The sequence below is a fragment of the Polaromonas sp. P1_F6 genome (assembly GCF_056405695.1).
Genome location: NZ_JBFUBQ010000005.1, coordinates 130,065 through 147,110 on the forward strand (window position 1 = coordinate 130,065; position 17,046 = coordinate 147,110).

General features: G+C 63.1%; 21 protein-coding genes. 6 read left to right on the top strand and 15 right to left on the bottom strand.

The features are described 5' to 3' along the window. Nucleotides 1-301 precede the first annotated feature (301 nt). The 9 genes from AC1DY9_RS16000 to mnmG form a co-directional block, all read right to left on the bottom strand. Nucleotides 302-814, bottom strand: coding sequence for a hypothetical protein (locus tag AC1DY9_RS16000; RefSeq protein WP_477667016.1), 513 nt, complete (start codon nt 812-814; stop codon nt 302-304). 63 nt (nt 815-877) lie between these two features. Further along, complete coding sequence (locus AC1DY9_RS16005; protein WP_477667017.1) at nt 878-1,507, bottom strand: hypothetical protein; 630 nt, start codon at nt 1,505-1,507, stop codon at nt 878-880. Between the two features lie 233 nt (nt 1,508-1,740). Then, nucleotides 1,741-2,679, bottom strand: coding sequence for a ParB/RepB/Spo0J family partition protein (locus AC1DY9_RS16010; RefSeq protein ID WP_457281842.1), 939 nt, complete (start codon nt 2,677-2,679; stop codon nt 1,741-1,743). 24 nt (nt 2,680-2,703) lie between these two features. Beyond that, complete coding sequence (locus AC1DY9_RS16015; protein ID WP_477667018.1) at nt 2,704-4,017, bottom strand: serine hydrolase domain-containing protein; 1,314 nt, start codon at nt 4,015-4,017, stop codon at nt 2,704-2,706. Beyond that, the gene (locus AC1DY9_RS16020; protein WP_457281844.1) at nt 4,014-4,598 is read right to left on the bottom strand and encodes an RBBP9/YdeN family alpha/beta hydrolase; all 585 of its coding nucleotides are present in this window, start codon (nt 4,596-4,598) and stop codon (nt 4,014-4,016) included. Before AC1DY9_RS16020 ends, AC1DY9_RS16015 begins: the two co-directional genes overlap by 4 nt. Before the next feature lie 97 nt (nt 4,599-4,695). Continuing rightward, nucleotides 4,696-5,466: a ParA family protein gene (locus AC1DY9_RS16025; protein WP_457281845.1), complete on the bottom strand. Its 771-nt coding sequence runs from the start codon at nt 5,464-5,466 to the stop codon at nt 4,696-4,698. A 115-nt stretch (nt 5,467-5,581) separates the two neighbouring features. Then, nucleotides 5,582-6,217 carry a LysE family transporter gene (locus tag AC1DY9_RS16030; protein ID WP_457281846.1) on the bottom strand — a complete coding sequence of 212 codons (636 nt, stop codon included), beginning with the start codon at nt 6,215-6,217 and terminating at the stop codon, nt 5,582-5,584. 155 nt (nt 6,218-6,372) lie between these two features. Beyond that, nucleotides 6,373-7,041 (bottom strand): 16S rRNA (guanine(527)-N(7))-methyltransferase RsmG, encoded by a 669-nt coding sequence (gene rsmG / locus AC1DY9_RS16035; RefSeq protein ID WP_457281847.1) that lies wholly within the window; start codon nt 7,039-7,041, stop codon nt 6,373-6,375. Further along, nucleotides 7,041-9,038 carry a tRNA uridine-5-carboxymethylaminomethyl(34) synthesis enzyme MnmG gene (mnmG, locus tag AC1DY9_RS16040; RefSeq protein WP_457281848.1) on the bottom strand — a complete coding sequence of 666 codons (1,998 nt, stop codon included), beginning with the start codon at nt 9,036-9,038 and terminating at the stop codon, nt 7,041-7,043. The genes rsmG and mnmG overlap by 1 nt, the downstream gene beginning before the upstream one ends. Nucleotides 9,039-9,377: 339 nt before the next feature. Here mnmG and AC1DY9_RS16045 point away from each other — a divergent pair, with 339 nt between their 5' ends. Beyond that, nucleotides 9,378-9,956 (top strand): NADPH-dependent FMN reductase, encoded by a 579-nt coding sequence (locus AC1DY9_RS16045; RefSeq protein ID WP_457281849.1) that lies wholly within the window; start codon nt 9,378-9,380, stop codon nt 9,954-9,956. A 1-nt stretch (nt 9,957) separates the two neighbouring features. Here AC1DY9_RS16045 and AC1DY9_RS16050 read toward each other — a convergent pair whose 3' ends face one another. Together AC1DY9_RS16050 and AC1DY9_RS16055 are read right to left on the bottom strand one after the other, a co-directional pair. Continuing rightward, nucleotides 9,958-10,587, bottom strand: coding sequence for an FMN-dependent NADH-azoreductase (locus AC1DY9_RS16050; protein ID WP_477667019.1), 630 nt, complete (start codon nt 10,585-10,587; stop codon nt 9,958-9,960). A 24-nt stretch (nt 10,588-10,611) separates the two neighbouring features. Further along, on the bottom strand, nt 10,612-10,935 hold the full coding sequence (locus AC1DY9_RS16055; RefSeq protein WP_457281851.1) for a DMT family transporter: 324 nt from the start codon (nt 10,933-10,935) through the stop codon (nt 10,612-10,614). 95 nt (nt 10,936-11,030) lie between these two features. Here AC1DY9_RS16055 and AC1DY9_RS16060 point away from each other — a divergent pair, with 95 nt between their 5' ends. The 3 genes from AC1DY9_RS16060 (at nt 11,031) to AC1DY9_RS16070 (ending at nt 12,922) form a co-directional block, all read left to right on the top strand. Then, nucleotides 11,031-11,417, top strand: a complete 387-nt coding sequence (locus tag AC1DY9_RS16060; protein WP_457281852.1) for a winged helix-turn-helix transcriptional regulator — start codon at nt 11,031-11,033, stop codon at nt 11,415-11,417. A gap of 119 nt (nt 11,418-11,536) precedes the next feature. After that, nucleotides 11,537-12,550, top strand: a complete 1,014-nt coding sequence (locus AC1DY9_RS16065) for a Bug family tripartite tricarboxylate transporter substrate binding protein (RefSeq protein WP_457281853.1) — start codon at nt 11,537-11,539, stop codon at nt 12,548-12,550. A 108-nt stretch (nt 12,551-12,658) separates the two neighbouring features. Continuing rightward, nucleotides 12,659-12,922, top strand: coding sequence for a YkgJ family cysteine cluster protein (locus tag AC1DY9_RS16070; RefSeq protein WP_457281854.1), 264 nt, complete (start codon nt 12,659-12,661; stop codon nt 12,920-12,922). A gap of 7 nt (nt 12,923-12,929) precedes the next feature. On the opposite strand, the gene AC1DY9_RS16075 is transcribed toward AC1DY9_RS16070, so the two are convergent. Next, nucleotides 12,930-13,595 carry a Crp/Fnr family transcriptional regulator gene (locus AC1DY9_RS16075; protein WP_457282083.1) on the bottom strand — a complete coding sequence of 222 codons (666 nt, stop codon included), beginning with the start codon at nt 13,593-13,595 and terminating at the stop codon, nt 12,930-12,932. A 173-nt stretch (nt 13,596-13,768) separates the two neighbouring features. Here AC1DY9_RS16075 and AC1DY9_RS16080 point away from each other — a divergent pair, with 173 nt between their 5' ends. Both AC1DY9_RS16080 and AC1DY9_RS16085 read left to right on the top strand, forming a co-directional pair. Next, nucleotides 13,769-14,539 carry a class II aldolase/adducin family protein gene (locus AC1DY9_RS16080; RefSeq protein ID WP_477667020.1) on the top strand — a complete coding sequence of 257 codons (771 nt, stop codon included), beginning with the start codon at nt 13,769-13,771 and terminating at the stop codon, nt 14,537-14,539. Then, complete coding sequence (locus tag AC1DY9_RS16085; protein WP_477667021.1) at nt 14,536-15,423, top strand: bile acid:sodium symporter family protein; 888 nt, start codon at nt 14,536-14,538, stop codon at nt 15,421-15,423. The genes AC1DY9_RS16080 and AC1DY9_RS16085 overlap by 4 nt, the downstream gene beginning before the upstream one ends. On the opposite strand, the gene AC1DY9_RS16090 is transcribed toward AC1DY9_RS16085, so the two are convergent. The 3 genes from AC1DY9_RS16090 to AC1DY9_RS16100 form a co-directional block, all read right to left on the bottom strand. Then, nucleotides 15,420-16,265: a transglutaminase-like domain-containing protein gene (locus AC1DY9_RS16090; protein ID WP_457281857.1), complete on the bottom strand. Its 846-nt coding sequence runs from the start codon at nt 16,263-16,265 to the stop codon at nt 15,420-15,422. The two genes, AC1DY9_RS16085 and AC1DY9_RS16090, sit on opposite strands and share 4 nt — an antisense overlap. 89 nt (nt 16,266-16,354) lie before the next feature. Beyond that, nucleotides 16,355-16,669, bottom strand: a complete 315-nt coding sequence (locus AC1DY9_RS16095) for a hypothetical protein (protein WP_477667022.1) — start codon at nt 16,667-16,669, stop codon at nt 16,355-16,357. Next, the gene (locus AC1DY9_RS16100) at nt 16,670-16,855 is read right to left on the bottom strand and encodes a DUF1328 family protein (RefSeq protein ID WP_457281859.1); all 186 of its coding nucleotides are present in this window, start codon (nt 16,853-16,855) and stop codon (nt 16,670-16,672) included. Nucleotides 16,856-17,046 lie beyond the last annotated feature (191 nt).

A 17,046-nucleotide genomic window follows, 5' to 3' on the forward strand; every position in this document is an offset into this window, starting at 1 on the left:
CGTTTGCAGTGGATGTGAAAAGCCCGCTAAAAAGCGGGCTGTTGAACTGAGGCCCTCTTCACCAGCTCGTGCCGTGCGATCTATAACCACCCCCGTCCGGGCTCACTTCGTGTAGCCCGTTCCCCCTCGAGGGGGCGGCGCCTGCGGTCTGGCAAAGCCAGTCCCGCGGCCCCCGCTTGATAGTGCCCAAAGAATTCTTCAACCCAGCATGAGCCCCGGAACCGGCTTTGCCGGGCCGGAGGGCGGGCGGCCCCCTCGGGGGGCAGCGACCCACACGCAGTGGGGGAGCGTGGGGGCTCAATTATTTCTGGATATCGCTCATCTTGCAGCCTTTGGCCAGGAACACGCCAGTGAGATGTTCCTTGCGGCCCTGCGCCTGCTGGCTCTGCAGGGCAATGGCCTGTTGCTGCGCGGTTGCGGCCTGCTGCTGGGCGACGCCACTGTTGGCGGCCTGTTGGGCCGTATTGCCTGCCAGCTGCTGCACGATGCCGCCAAACATGCCGCCCAGGCCGCCGCCGAATCCGCCAAAGCCGCCGGCGTTTTGCGCCGCCGTATTGGCCGCTGCGGTGGCCAGCGCAGTTTGCACCACCGCTCCGGCAACCTGACTACCTGCATCTGTGGGAGCCGCAGTGGCCGGTGCCGCGGTGTACTGGGCGGCGCGCGTGACCACGCTGTCCATCTGTCCGATCTCGCCATAGATCTGCTGGCACGTGAGGTCGTTGTCCGTCATCCTTACGCGCTCGATGGTTTGCGCAGATGCGGTGGCAGCCACCAGGGAAAGCGCCAGCGCGGCGGCAAGGGAGTGTTGTTTCATGACCGGTCCTGCAGTAGGTAAGGTTGATGGAGGTTGGGGGAAACGGGGGTAAAAAATTGGGGGCTACTTCTGCATTTCCGAGAGCTTGCAGCCCCTGGACAGGAACAAGCCAGTCAGGTGATCCTTGCGCGCCCTGGCCTGGGCCCCCAGACCAGCACCAGCCGCCTGAACTGGCGCCGGTACGGTGGCGGTGGCGGCAGCTGCGGCACCGGTGCGCGCCAGCAAGGAGCCCAACATCCCTGCGCCCAGCGCACCGGCCAGGCCGCTGGGCTGCGCGGGCGATGGCGCAGCGGAATTGCGCCCGTTTTGCTGGGCCGCCGCCATGTTGTTGGCGATTTGTTGCTGGTACTGGGTCGAAAGCCCCTGCTGCGTGGCCAGCGCGGCGGTCGGCGCATGCATTTGCGCCAGCGTGAGCGCGCCACCGGGCACGACGGCAACGGGCGTGGCAGTGGCCGCGGGCGCTGCGCTGACAACCGCCAGGGCCGGGCCCGCCAGGGCCATGGTGGTGTCCATCTGCTGCGCCTCGGCGTACATCTGCTGGCAGCTGAGGTCGTTGTCCGTGAGCTTGACGCGCTCAATGGTTTGCTGCGCCTTTGCGGCCTGAGGCGCCAAGGCCATCACCACCGCAAGGGTGGCGCAGGCGCCAAGGCCGGCAAACCCTTCTCGCCAGCCTGGCTTGATCCAGTCTGTCATGTCGGAGACGGTGGTGACGCCGAACCGGGCCAGGTGAGCGCTACGGAAAGAACGATTCGCCAGGTAATTCATACGCAAACACACAAATAATTACATGTAGTAACAATAAGCATGTGGGCGCCAGCCGTCACCCGCTTTCTGGAGAAAGCCTTGTAAGAGTCACAAAAGTCGTGAATTAGTTCACATTTTAACTATCACCACCCGATTCATCGGCGAAAAATAACCCAAACAGTCTATTTATTGCCACGCAAGCGTTCGATCAGGCCGTTGAGTTCGTCCATCGATGAGAACTGGATCGCCACCTCGCCCATGTCTTCGCGCCGGCCGTTGCGCTTGACCTGTTTTTTGATGCGCACTTCCACATTGGCCATCAGCAGGTCGGCGAGTTCTTCCTCCACGCGGCGGGTGTCGCGGGACTTTTCCTTGGTGGCTTTTTGCGGCTTCAGTGAAAACTCAGCGCTGAGTTTTTTGACCAGGCTTTCGGCCTCGCGCACCGACATTTTTTTGGCCGATATCTGGTTGGCCGCGGTGATCTGTGCCGCACGGTCCAGGCCCAGCAAGGCGCGCGCGTGACCCATGTCCAGGTCGCCCGCCATCAGCATCGTTTGCACCGGATCAGCCAAATTCAAAAGCCGCAGCAGGTTGGAAGCAGCACTGCGCGAGCGGCCGACGGCCTGCGCGGCGAGCTCGTGCGTGAGGCCGAATTCCTTGACCAGGCGCTGCAGGCCGTGGGCCTCTTCGAGCGGGTTCAGGTCTTCGCGCTGGATGTTTTCGATCAGCGACATCGCGGCGGCCGACTCGTCGGGCACGTCGCGCACCAGCACCGGCACCTCGTCCAGCCCGGCCAGCCTGGCCGCGCGAAAGCGCCGCTCGCCGGCGATGATTTCGTACTTGCCGTCGTTGGCGCCGCTGGTCAGCCGGCGAACCAGGATGGGCTGCATGATGCCCTGCACCTTGATGGACTCGGCCAGCTCATAGAGCGCGCCTTCATCCATGCGGGTGCGCGGCTGGTACTGGCCCGGGACCATATCGGACAGGCGCAGCGACGCCGGCAAGCCGGGGCTGTTGGCCGTGCTGCTGGCGTTTTCCGCGTCGGTGGCGGTCTCGCTGACCTTGGGGCCGAGCAGTGCTTCGAGCCCGCGGCCCAGGCCCTTGGGTTTTTTGGTGACCATGGTTTTTTTCTTTCTTTCAATTCGTCATTGCGAGCCGGGCGTGAGGTCCCCGCCCAGTGATTGCAGCACGCCGCGCCAAAGGGCGTCGCGCTCTTCATAAGGTTGCGCATCCTGTTTGCCGCCGGCCTGTTCCCACACCGAGGTGAGCACCATCACAATGCCGGTGGACGGCTGCACATATACCGTCTGGCCGTGGATGCCCTGCATGGCAAAAGTGCGTGCCCGCAGCGGCATGAGCCAGAACTGGTAGCCATAACCAAAGTAAGGCGTGGCCTTGCGCGGCTTGAACGCGGGCGGCTGGCGCGCCGGATCCGTGGCGTCCAGCAGGTAGTCCAGCGGCAAGACCTGCAATGCGCCGGGTTTGCCGGTGGCCTTGTCGATGGCACGGCCGTCATTGGCCAGCAACTGGCCCAGCCGCGCCCAGTCGCGCAGGGTGGCGTTGAAGGCTCCGTAGGATTGCTCCTGCCCGTCGGCGGAGACACGCCAGAAGGCATCATGTTCGGCGCCCATGGGCTTCCACAGCCACTCCGTGGTGAGCTCGGACATGTTCCTGCCGGTGGCGGCCACCACCACGCGGCCCAGCACGTCGGTCTCGGAGCCGGCGTAGACAAACTTTTCGCCGGGGGGTGAATGCCGGTCGGTGATGGACTTGAGCACATCCAGCGGCATGCCCGCACCAGGCGTCCCGAACGAGGCGCGCGACAGGCGCGCGATGTCGTCCTTGCCATCGTAACGTTCGGTAAACGTCAGCCCTGAACTCATGCGAAGCAGCTGGCGAATCGTAGTGGCGCCATAGGGGCTGCCGGCAAGGTCTCTTGCGTATTTTTCGGTGGGGTCGTCGAGCGAGGCAATCAACCCGAGCGAGAGTGCCTTGCCGACCAGCAGCGAGGTCACGCTCTTGGCCATGGAAAAAGATAAAAACCGCGCGTCGTCCTTACGGCCGTAGCGGTAGTGCTCGGCGACGATCTCGCCGTTTTTCAGGATCAGCAGGCCAGTGGCGCGCTGGCGGTCCAGGTAGTCGGCCAGCGTGTAGTTCGTGTTCTTGTAGCGGTAGCTGACCGCCGCCGGGCTGGCTGCGCGCGGCAAGGGGCTGGCCTCGGCCGGGTGCCCGACCACGCGGATCCGCACCCCGGGCACTTTGTCGAGCGCCGACCAGGAGCCAACGCGAAAAGGGTTGAGCTGCCAGTTGTTCACGTTGCCCAGCGGATAATTTTGCGATTTTCCAAGCAACTCTTCATCAGGCTCGGCATGCAGAGAGGCACTCGCCCCTGTCGCCAGCACTATCAGGGCGAGTTGCAGGTAGCGCGCGCGCGTGCGTTGATAAAAAAATGAGGTCATAGGCCAGGGGTGATGCCGGGTGAAGGTTCAATGGCCGGCGAGGTCAGGTCCTTGAGCTGCAGCAGCCGCAGGTACGCTTCGGGCCAGCCGCCCAGGCCGCTCTCGGCATTCAGGTGCCCGCAAGGTCCGGTGTCCACAAAGGTAGAGCCCCACGCGGCCGCGAATTGCCGCGCCCGCTGGATCGCGCAGAAAGGATCGTCAATGCTGGCAAACAGCGCGCTCTCAAACGGCAGTTTGTTCAGCGGCACTGGCGACCAGCTGGGCAGCAGCTCACGCACGTCTTCGCGGTCGACGTCAGGCGGGGCCACCAGCAGCGCACCTTTGACGCGGTGAATGTTCCTGGAGTGGCTGGCCCAGGCCGCCACCAGCATGCAGCCCAGGCTGTGCGCCACCAGCACCGCAGGTTCGTCGCAGGACAACAGCACCTCTTCCAGGCGCGCCGTCCAGTCGCCGCGCAGTGGGTGCATCCAGCTGTGCTGCTCCACGCGGGTGTAGCCGTCGACCTCCTCCCACAGCGTTTGCCAATGGCCGGGGCCGCTGTTTTTCCAGCCGGGAAGAATGAGGACGTTGTCGGGTTTCATGAAAAGAAGAATCAGCTTGCTATGATTTTAATAGCTGCTTGCGCCCGTGCTTATTGGTCTGCAGGCATTTTTGCTTACAGAACAGCACTTGTGCGGTTCACATCGCCTTGATGCGCCCCACCATTTCTTCGGCAAACGTGACGAAAGCCTGCGCGCCCCTGGAGGCCGGGTCAAACACGACGCCCGGCAAGCCGTAGCTGGGCGCTTCGGCCAGGCGCACGTTGCGCGGGATCACGGTGTTGAACACCTTGTCGGCAAAGTGTTCCTTGAGCTGGTCGCTCACCTGCTGCTGCAATGTGATGCGCGGGTCGAACATCACGCGCAAGAGCCCAATGATCTGCAGGTCCTTGTTGAGGTTGGCGTGCACCTGCTTGATGGTGTTGACCAGGTCGGTCAGGCCTTCGAGCGCAAAGTATTCACACTGCATGGGCACGATCACGCCGTGCGCGCAGCACAGGCCGTTGAGCGTCAGCATGCTGAGCGACGGCGGGCAGTCGATCAGCACGAAGTCGTACTGGCTGTCGACCTCGGCCAGCGCCAGCTTGAGGCGCTTTTCGCGGCGCTCGACATCGACCAGTTCGACCTCTGCGCCGGCCAGTTCGCGATTCGCGCCCAACACGTCGTAGCCGCACTTCTCGCTGTGCACGCGTGCCTCGGCCACCGAGGCCGATTCCAGCAGCACGTCGTACACCGTCATTTCCAGCTTGCGTTTGTCGACGCCTGAACCCATGGTGGCATTGCCCTGCGGATCCAGGTCAATCATCAGCACACGCTGGCCGACTTTGGCCAGGCCTGCGGCCAGGTTCACCGTCGTTGTTGTCTTCCCTACCCCACCCTTTTGGTTGGCTATGCAGAATATTTTGGCCATCAAAGAGCCCCCACGCTTTTCACTGCGTGTAAGGCGCTGCCCCCCGAGGGGGCTAATTTTTCTAGGGGCGGCCCGTCGAAAAATTGCATTTTGTTATTCATGTGATTTTTGTTATTCATTTGGAGACCGCGAGCTTGAGGCCGAAGCCGATCAGGAAAACGCCGGCCAGCTTGTTGAGGGCCGCCGTGATTTTCGGGTTGGCGCGTATGCGCTCAGCCAGGTGGTAGGTGATCATGACCGAGGTCAGGCCATACAGGAAAGTCAGGCCCGCAATCGTGGCCGCCATCACGGCAAAAGTCTTCAGCCCCTGGTGCAGGGCCGGGTCGACAAACAGCGGGAAAAAAGCCATATAGAACACGATGGCCTTGGGGTTCAGCAAGGTGATCATCATCGCCTGCTGAAAGTAGTGGCGCGGCTTGATATTGAGCAAGGGCGCGTCACCGGGCTTGGCCATCAACATCTTGATGCCCAGCCAGGCCAGGTAAATGGCACCCGCCCACTGGACGATATGAAAAGCCGTCGGGTAGGCCGCCATGATGGCCGACACCCCCGCGACCGCCGCCCAGAGCAAAACCTGGTCGCCAGCAATCACGCCAAAGGTTGCACCCAGGCCGCCCGCGATGCCACCCTTGCTGGTCGAGGTGATCAGCGCCAGGTTGCCCGGACCGGGAATCAGCAAAAAGACAATGATGGCGACGACAAAAGCGCCGTAGTCGGCCACACCAGTAGTAGCGACGAATGAGCCCAACATGGAGGTTCTCCAGAAAGTAGAGAGAAGTGAGGCTGTGAGTTTACGACAGGGGTGTGCCGCAGAAATGCCAAACCAGCCCGATCAGGGCTGATTCAGTGTCCGCAGAGGTTTCTTTTTGTGCCCGAACAACGGGCTGAGGCGCTCGGCCCCGGTTTTCAGGCCGGGCTGGCGGCGGCTTTCGCCTGCATCCAGACAATGCAGCGCTCGGCGTCCAGCCCCGGAACTTGCAGTTGTTCCACGTGAAACACTTCAGCGCCGGCTGGCAGGGCGGCAATTTCGTCGGCCGGGTGTTTGCCCTTCATGGCCATCCACACACCTTGCGGTGCCAGCGCGTCGGTCGACCAGTTGGTGAAATCGACCAAGGACGCAAAGGCCCGGGAGCAAATCACGTCAAAAGGGGCGGTGATGGTTTCGACCCGGGCGTGCAGGCCGGAGAGGTTGGGTAGCTTCAAAGCCAGCGCCGCTTGCTTGATAAACGCGGCTTTTTTGGCCACCGTATCCACGCAAGTCACCGCTACATTGGAGCAGCAAATCGCAATAACGACACCCGGAAGGCCGGCGCCGGAACCCACATCCAGCAAGCGAGCACCCTGCTCCAGCCCGGCTTTTTTCAGTTGCCGGCGCAGCGGAAGCACCGCCGCCAGGCTGTCCAGCAAATGGTGGGTCAGCATTTCAGCCGGGTCGCGCACGGCCGTGAGGTTGTAAACCTTGGTCCATTTGCCGATCAGGTCCTGATAATCCAGCAACTGGCCGACTTGTGCATCGCTCAAGTCCAGCTGCAGCGCCTTGAGGCCGGCGCGCAAATCCTGTTCACCGCCCCGCATCAGGCTTGGGCTTTTTCGGTGGAAGCCCCGGCCGCCTGGAGCGGCGTCGTGTTTTTCCAGAGGTTTTTCTTCAGGTGCACCAGTAGCAGGGAAATGGTGGCGGGCGTGATGCCGGAAATCCGGGAGGCCAAACCCAGAGTTTCGGGCCGGTGTTTGGCCAGGGTCTGGCGCGCCTCAAAGCTCAGGGCGGGCACCTGCAGGTAATCCAGATCCGTCGGGAGTTTCAGGTTTTCGTAGTGCGCGGCCCGCTCGACCTCGGTCTTTTGCAGGTCGATATAGCCGGCGTACTTGGCCGTGATCTCGATCTGCTCGATCACGCTTTTGGCCATGTCGTCGCTGGCCGCTGCTTCGGCGGCCAGTTCGGGGTTGGCGTACTTGCCCTCCTCCAGTGACATCAGTCCGGCGTAGTTCACATCCGGGCGGCGCAGCAAGTCGAGCAGGTTGTACTCCCGCTCGATGGACTTGCCCAGAACCCGCTCAGCTTCGGCCACCGGCAGGTTGTTGGGGTTGACCCAGATTGCCCGAAGCCGGGCTGTTTCACGTGAAACAGTGTCGCGCTTGCGGTTGAAAGCATCCCAGCGGACGTCGTCTACCAGACCCAGTTCCCGGCCCTTTTCGGTCAGGCGCATGTCGGCGTTGTCCTCGCGCAGCATCAGGCGGAACTCGGCCCGGCTGGTGAACATGCGGTAAGGCTCGGTCACGCCCTTGGTGATCAGGTCGTCGACCAGTACGCCCAGGTAGGCTTCGTCGCGCCGCGGCAACCAGGCTTCTTTCTCCTGGCATTGCAGTGCGGCGTTGATACCGGCGAACATGCCCTGGGCCGCCGCCTCTTCATAACCGGTGGTGCCATTGATCTGGCCGGCAAAAAACAGCCCGCCAATGGCGCGCGTTTCAAAGCTGGATTTCAGCGCCCGCGGGTCAAAGTAGTCGTACTCGATGGCGTAGCCGGGTCGCAGGATATGGGCGTTTTCCATCCCCGCCATGGAACGGACCAGGTCGTACTGGATGTCAAAAGGCAGGCTGGTCGAAATACCGTTGGGGTAGATCTCGTGCGTGGTCAGGCCTTCCGGCTCCAGGAAAATCTGGTGGCTGTCCTTGTCGGCGAAGCGGTTGATCTTGTCTTCCACACTCGGGCAATAGCGCGGGCCGACGCCGTCGATCTTGCCGGTGAACATGGGGCTGCGGTCAAAACCGGAGCGGATGATCTCGTGGGTGCGCTCGTTGGTATGGGTGATCCAGCACGGCATTTGCCGCGGATGGGCAATGCCGCCACCCATAAAGCTGAACACCGGCACCGGGCCTTCAGTGCCGCCCGGCATGCCGTCGCCGGGTTGTTCGGTGCATTTGCTGAAGTCGATGGTGCGGCCGTCGATGCGCGGAGGCGTGCCGGTTTTGAGCCGGCCTTGCGGCAGCTTGAGTTCCTTGAGCCGGGCCGAAAGCGATACCGCCGGCGGGTCGCCCGCCCTGCCCGCCGAATAGTTATTGAGCCCAACATGGATCTTGCCGTCCAGGAAAGTGCCGGCCGTCAGCACCACGGTGCGCGAACGAAAGCGAATGCCGACCTGCGTCACCGCCCCGACAACCCGGTCGCCCTCGACCATCAGGTCGTCGACCGCCTGCTGGAAGAGCCACAGGTTGGGCTGGTTCTCAAGCTTGCGGCGAATCGCCGCCTTGTACAGAATGCGGTCGGCCTGCGCGCGGGTGGCCCGCACGGCCGGGCCCTTGGAGCTGTTCAGGATGCGGAACTGGATGCCGCCTTCGTCGGTGGCCAGTGCCATCGCGCCGCCCATGGCGTCCACCTCCTTGACCAGGTGGCCCTTGCCGATCCCGCCGATGGACGGGTTGCAGCTCATCTGGCCCAGGGTCTCGATGTTGTGGGTCAGCAGCAAAGTCTTGCAGCCCATGCGTGCGGAAGCCAGCGCGGCCTCGGTGCCGGCATGGCCGCCACCGACCACGATCACGTCAAATTCTTGCGGGTAAACATAAGGCGAGTGCATCACGCCTCCTTCGGGTAAAGCGGCTTTCAGGCTGGGGCGCCTGCATGCCATGGAGCGGTCCGGTGTCGATGGTGGCCAGGCCTGCCGCAGCCGCACGGCACGCCATGCGGTGCCCTGGCCCATCGGTCCCCACAGGACGAAGGCGTGATTTTATCAGGCGAGGCCTGATTTGTGCGGCCCGCCGGAGGGCATGGCCTTGCTTGGCCTCAGGGTTTAGCTATCAAATTAATAGCTGCCCGCGCTTTCCCTGCTTGGGCTGCAGACCCAAAAGACTTCTGAAAGACGATTGTGTGCGGCAGAGGGCCCAAAGCCGGCACCCTAACGGCCACAATAGCGGGCATGAAACTACTCGTCTTTGCTGGCAGCACCCGCCAAAACTCCTTCAACCGCAAACTCGCCCAGGTGACCGCCACACTGGCGCGCGCCAGCGGCGCCGAAGTCACCCACATCGAGCTGGCCGACTTCGACATCCCCATGTACAACGCCGACCTGGAGGCGCAGGGCACGCCGCCCGACGTGATGAAACTCAAGCAGCTCATGTTTGAACACCCGGCGTGGATCATCTGCTCGCCCGAGTACAACGGCAGCTACACCGCGCTGCTCAAGAACACCATCGACTGGGTCTCCAGCCCCGTCAAGAGCGACCCGGCCTGGCACGAAGGCTTCAAGTCTTTCACTGGCAAAGTCGTGGGCGTTCTCAGCGCCTCGCCCGGTGCGCTGGGCGGCCTGCGTTCGCAAAGCCATCTGGTGCCGTTGCTGCTCAACGCGCAGTGCTGGGTCGCGCCCAAGGCTTTTGCCCTGGGCCGCGCCGGCACCGCTTTTGACGCGGACGGCAAGCTGCTCGATGATGCGCACCTCAAAAATGTGCAGGCGGTGATCGACCAGGTGCTGTTTGCCAGCGCCCGGCTGGCGACATAACTTAACGGGTTGAGGCCAAGGTGCGGGCGCGTTCCATCGCACCGGCCCTGGTCGCCGCCAGTTCTTCGGGCGGCACCAGCGTCGGTGCGGCGCTGATTTCCGCCGTCACCGCAATGTCCAGGAAACGCAGCCAGCGCCGCATGTATGGTTTCTGGAAATCGGATTCATCTTCCTCGGGCCGCAGCAGATACGCGCCTGCGCTTGAATACACCAGCGTCGCACTCTTGCCTGGCAGCAGCGCCTTATAACCGGCCTCTCTTGACCAGCTCCAGTTCTGCCCCGGCAAGGTCACTACATCGATGAAATGCTTGAGCCGATAGGGAATGCCGAAATTCCACATCGGCAGGCTGAAGAGATACCGGTCCGCCGCATTGAAGCGCTGCGACACCTCCACTGCCCGCGCCCACAGCGCCTGCTGCGGCGCTGTCGCATTCTGCGCGCGCAACACGGCAAACTTGGCTGCGATCATGTCGGCGTCAAAAGGCGGCAGGTCGATGTCCCACACGTTGATCGTGTCCACGGTGACGTCTGGATGCGCCTGGCGATAGACGTCCAGCCAGGCGGTGGCGACGGAAGTTGAAGTGGATGCCGCCTGCATCGGCGAGGCTTCGATATAAACCAGATGGGTCATGCGTTTCTCCGTGCGATGGGTTGATCAAACAGTGCCATCCAGCAAGCGCAGGCCCACCATGCCGGCCACGACCAACGCCACGCAGGTCAGGCGCAGTGCCGAGGCGCTTTCGCCCATCCAGAGAATGCCAATCAGCGTCACGCCGACCGAGCCGATGCCCGTCCAGATCGCGTAGGCCGTACCCACCGGCAAGGTCTTGACGGCATGCGTCAAAAAGAAAATGCTGGCGCCGGCCGCGGCCACCCCCAGCACGCTGGGCCACAGGCGCGTCCAGCCTTCGGAAGATTTCAGGAACAAAGCCATTGCGATTTCGACAATGCTTGCAGCGAGTAAATAGAGCCAGGCCATCAGGGGACTTCTTTCAGGAACAGGGTTAATCGGTTGAAGAGCCACCAGCTTAGGTTTACGATTACCCATAGGCAAGTACGCACCTTCTGGTAACCATGACAATTCCCGGCGACCCACCCACCGACGCTTCAAATGTGTTTAGCCAGGCCTGCCCGTCGCGGCAAGCGCTGGAGCTGGTGGCCAGCAAGTGGGCTTTGCTGGTGATCCCGGCGCTGGCTGACGGCCCGGTGCGCAACAACGAACTGATGCGCCGCATCGAAGGCATCTCGCAAAAGATGCTGACGCAGACACTCAAGGAGCTGGTGCGCAATGGCCTGGTGCTGCGCTTTGACCGCCAGACCGTGCCGCCCCATGTGGAATACCAGCTCAGCGCGCTGGGCCAGTCGCTCAGCGAAACATTGATCCCGCTGGACAACTGGGCCGAGCGCAACCACCAGAACCTGAAGGCCGCGCGCGAACGTTTCGACGCATCCTTCATCTAGCGCATGGGGGTTAGCCTCATTAGCGGAATCACGTAGCGCCGCACCTCATGTTCGGTCCTATATTGGACCGACACGCCGGCGATGAAAACGGCGGCGACCACAACATGGAGACACATCAGATGAAACACCTCAACACGCGCCGCGGCGCATTGCAGTTTGGCCTCAAGGCCGGCAGCGCCGCAGCCGCTGTCTCGGCCTTCCCCGGCCTTCTTCTCGGCAGCGCGCACGCGCAAAGCACCTGGCCCAGCAAACCCATACGCCTGCTCGTACCCTTCGCGCCCGGCGGCAGCTCGGAAATCGTTGCGCGCTCAGCGGCCAACGAACTCACCAAGAGCCTGGGCCAAACCGTGTTTGTGGAAAACAAGCCCGGCGCCAGCGGCAACATCGCCATGCAGGAGTGCGCAGCCTCCACCGACGGCCACACCATCATCCTGGGCCACATCGGGACCATGGCGGTCAACCCCTTCATCTTCGACAAGCTGCCCTTCGACACCAACAAGGACTTCAAGCCCATCTCGCTGCTGGCCAAGGTGCCCAGCCTGTATGTCGTCAATTCCAGCGTGCCTGCGAACAACCTGAAAGAATTCATCGCGCTGGCCAAGGCCAAGCCCGGCCAGCTCAACTACGGCTCGGCCGGCAACGGCAGTGCCGGCCATCTGGCGTTTGAATATTTGAAGATGGCCACCGGCATTTTTGTGCTGCACGTGCCCTACCGCGGCACCGGCCCGCAGCTGACCGACCTGCTGGCCGGGCGGCTCGAAGCGGCGAGCGTAGGTGCGCCAGCCATATTGGCGCACATCAAGTCAGGCAAGCTGCGCTGCATTGCCACCGGCACCAAGGAGCGCCTGCCCCAGCTGCCCGACGTGCCTACCGTGGCGGAAAGCGGCTACCCCGGTTTTGAAATGACGCAGTGGTATGGCCTCAATGCGCCGGCCAACATGCCGCAGGCCAACATCGACCGCATCGCCGAAGCCTGCAACAAGGCCATGCGCAATCCGCAGGCCACCGAACGCCTGCGCGGCGACACCGCCCAGCCGATCGGCGACACCCCGGCGCAGTACGGCGCTTTCATCAAGACCGAGCAGGTGCGCTGGAAGGAAGTGGCGGCACGGGCAAAAATCAAACCCGACTGATTTTTGCCCCACAAACGGCCCCACAGGCCTTTTTTGAGCATCAAATACGGCTCCAGCCCAATAGAAATCTGCGCGAGCAGCTATATTTTTCATAGCAAACCACCAGCCATGAACTGCCGTCCCGGCTGCGGCGCCTGCTGCATCGCGCCCTCCATCAGCTCCGCCATACCCGGCATGCCGCACGGCAAGCCGGCCGGCGTGCGCTGCGCGCAGCTGGACGATGCCAACCGCTGCCTGATTTTCGGCCAGCCCGAACGGCCTGCGGTGTGCGGGCAGCTCATGGCGTCTGCCGAGATGTGTGGCGCCGACGCGGGAAGCGCGATGGTCTGGCTGACCCGGCTGGAAAACGACACGCGGCCCGGCCGGCATTGAACCCGCCCTAGCGCGATACGTTGCCCAACGCCTCCAGCCGCGCAGGCGAAACAATTTCAATGCAGCGGTAACCGAGCGCGATGGCGCCACGCTGCACCATCACCTTGAGTTCCACCGACAGCGTCTGCCGCGAGATGCCCAGCATCATGGCCAGCGCCTCCTGCGAAACCCGCACCACCGGCCGCGCCTTCAATGCCATCGTGGCATCGCCGCGCGCCAGCAACAGCAGGCGGCGCGCCACCCGGGCGCGCGTCGAACGCAGCGCGGCGTCTTCCACCATGCCGTAGAGCGAGCGCACGCGCGCGGCCAGCAAGCCAGCAATGGCCCGCGCAAACGGCGCACCCTGCATCAGCAGGGTAAAAGCGGCCTGCGGCACCACCAGCACCTCCACCGCCGACAAGGCCGTGGCATCGTGCGTGCGCGGCTCGCCGTCCATCAGCGAGATCTCGCCGATCCAGTTGCCCGCCTCCAGCACCACCAGAATCGCCTCGCGCCCATCCTCCCGCAGCGAGGAGATCTTCAGCAGGCCGCCGAGCAGGCCATAAAAGCCGCCGGGTGCATCCCCCTGGCGAAACAGCATTTCGCCGGGCCGCAGGCGCAGCACCTCGGACGACGCCAGCAGCGCCTGACGGTCCGCCGCCGGCAGCGCACCGAACCACGGGTTGGCCGACATGCGGGCAAGCAAGGATGGCGGTGAGAGCGGTGAAAGGGGCGAAGGTGTCTTCGGAACGACAGGCATGCGGTCAATTGTCAAATTTTTGACAGTTCCCCGTCAAGCACCCACGTATCGTGGGCAGTTCATGCCGCAGAGCACCTTTATTCATACACACCACGGAGACAACCCTCATGCACATCCCCTCCCTCAAGGAAGTCGTCAGCGCCGAAGAATGGCAACTGCGCTGCGACCTCGCCGCCTGTTATCGCCTCGTCGCGCTCTACGGCTGGAGCGACCTCGTCTTCACCCACATCAGCGCCAAGCTGCCTGAGACCATTTCCGGCGCCGGCAATCACCATTTCCTGATCAACCCCTACGGCCTGATGTTCGACGAGATCACGGCCTCCAGCCTGGTCAAGGTCGACGGCCAGTGCAACAAGATCATTGATACGCCCTTCCCGGTAAACCCGGCCGGTTTTGTGATCCACAGTGCGGTCCACGACGCGCGCGCCGACGCCGGCTGCGTGCTGCACACCCACACGCGTGCCGGCGTGGCCGTGAGCGCGCAAAAGTGCGGCGTGCTGCCCATCAGCCAGCAGTCCACCTTCGTGCTGGCGTCCCTCGCGTACCACGCGTACGAAGGCGTGGCCTTCCGCGACGATGAAAAGCCGCGCCTACAGGCCGACCTGGGGCAAGCCAACTTCCTGATGCTGCGCAACCACGGCCTGCTGGTAGTGGGCAAAACGATTGCCGACGCTTTCCTGAGCATGTACACCTTCGAGAACACCTGCCGCATCCAGCTCGACGCCCAGGCCGGCGGCGAACTCACCGAAGTCAACCCGCTCATCGTCAAGGGTGTGGCCGAGGCCATGCGCGTGCAGACCGGCGGCCTGGGTGGTGCTTTTGTCTGGCCCTCGCTGATTCGCAAGCTCGACAAGCTCGACGAAAGCTACAAGTCATGAGCGGCGGCTCACCTGTCGTCGCGCAGCTGCTGATCGCGGCACTCGCGCTGGTCATGCTCGGCCTGGGCATGACCCTGAAGGTCGAGGACTTCACCCGCCTGCTCAAATACCCCAAGGCCGTGGCGGTGGCACTGGTGCTGCAGGTCATCGTGCTGCCCGTTGCCTGCTACGCGATCATCGTCCTGCTGAATGTGCCGCCGCTCTTTGCGGTGGGGCTGATGCTGCTGGCCGCCTCACCCGGCGGTATTTCGGCCAACCTGTTCAGCCACCTCTTCGGCGGCAACGTGGCCATGAACATCTCGCTGACCGCCATCAACACGCTGCTGTCCATCGTCACCATGCCGATCATTGCCAACTGGGCCATCAACACCTTCGCCAAAACAGGCCAGGTGGTGCCGCTGCAGTTTGGCAAGGTGGTGGAGGTGATCGTCATCGTGCTGGTGCCGGTGGCCATCGGCATGTGGCTGCGCACGCGCAAACCCGCCTGGGCCGCGCGTAGCGAAAACCCGACCAAGGTCTTCAGCATCATCGTGCTGGCCGTGGTGGCCGTAGGCGCAGTCGTCAAGGAGTGGCAGGCGCTTGCCAGCACCTTTGCGGCCGTCGGCCCGGCGGTATTGGCTTTCAACCTCGTGAGCCTGCTGGCCGGTTACTACGTCTCGCGGGCCACGGGGCTGGACAAGCCCATCTCAACCGCCATCAGCTATGAGATCGGCATTCACAACGCAACGCTGGCCATTTTCATCGCGCTGGCCGTGCTGAACAACTTCCAGCTGGCCCTGCCGGCGGCGATTTACTCCTTCAGCATGTACATCACGGCCACGCTGTTCGGGCTGCTGGTGCTGAAGCGCCGCAACGCGCCAGCCATAGCGGCGCCCGCTGGCTAGACCGTGACCACGGTCAGCGCGGGGGAATGCACGCCGGTCGAAACGCCGGGCAGGATGTCTCCCTCGGTGATCGAGAGTTCCTTGCGCAGCATCTGCACACCGCCAAAAATGGTGGCAAAAGCCACGTCCTTGGCGTCGCGGCCTGTGCCCACGCGCACCAGGCGGTCGATAGGCGCCATGCGTGTCGGGTCGAAGATCACCCATCGCCCCTCCAGCCAGGCTTCAAACACGGCATGGAAATCTTCCGGCGGCTCGTCAAAATGCACATACCCCACCACCAGCCGCGCGGGAATGTTCAAGGCCCGGCACAGCGTGATGCCCAGGTGTGCAAAGTCGCGGCAGACACCGGCGCGCTGCACAAACACCTCCTGCGCGGTCGTCGTGGAATTGCTGAAACCCGGCAGGTAGCCAATCGAGTCGTGAATCCAGGCCTCGATGGCACGCACCCTGCCAATACCCGGCGGCAAGTGGCCAAACAGCTGCTGCGCGGCCCGGCTCATGACGTCGGATTCGCAATAGCGGCTGGGCATCAGGTAGCGCAGCACTTCATCCGGCACCGCCGTCACGGGGGTTTCGTCCAGGTGCAGGGGCACCGGGGCCGGGTGCAGCTCCACGCGCGCATGGTAGTTCACCGAAAGCACGCCCTTGGGAGCGTCCAGGCGGATAAAGCGGTTGCCGCTGCGCTCATCCGAAAAGTTCCGCACCTTCATGCTGGGCGTGATGGTCAGCCGCTCTTCCACAACATGATGGCCTTCGTGAAAAGCCGCCTCGATGTGAAACAGGAAATGGGCAGGATGAGTGACCTCGTATTCCAGCAGCAGGTCAATAAGGGTGGTGTGCATAAGCCTGAACCGGTGAAAAGAAACCTTGTGGATGCGTGACGTGCAGTAGCGGCACGGTTTGCAGGAATGTGCGTCAGGCGGCCGCGCAGTCAGAGACGTGTGCGGTGGCTGACTTCCCGGTTCTCGGCCGGTGCAAACCAGTTTTTGCAGGTCACAAACACAATGCGGGCCGCGCGCTCCAGCACATCGGCAGACGGTGCAGCCGGCCGGCGCGCACGCAAGCGGTTGATCAGTAAAAACTCGGCAATGCTGGCCTGGAAACCCAGCGGCCGTTTGGGCGCCACACCGGCAGGCGACGCAGGCAAGCGCGCAGCCTCATTGCCCGGCTGTCGCCACGGGTGGAACAGCCGCTGCCGGAACCGCGCGGCCATGGTGCTGGCCGGCATGTCGGTGCTCGCAGCCATCTACTTCAGCGCTTTCTTTGCAGCGCCTACACCCAGCGCAGCCAGCACGATGAAGATAACCGCGAGGATCAGGAACAGGCCGAACAGGATTTTGGCAATGCCTGCTGCGCCCGCTGCCACACCACCGAAACCGAGGGCAGCGGCAACCAATGAAATCAGCGCAAAAATAATCGCGTACTTGAGCATGATGGCCTCCAGAAAGTGGCCTCTTGCGCGAATGCGCAGGATGAGGCGTTACGGCGTTACGCACGTCATGGGCATCAAAGTGTGAAGTCAAGGTGAGTCAACGCAGCCCATGACCCATAAGCCCATGCTAAAAGCAGGCGACGATTTTCCGAATCAGCAGCGCCCGCATGGCCCTGTAGGACAAGGACGCA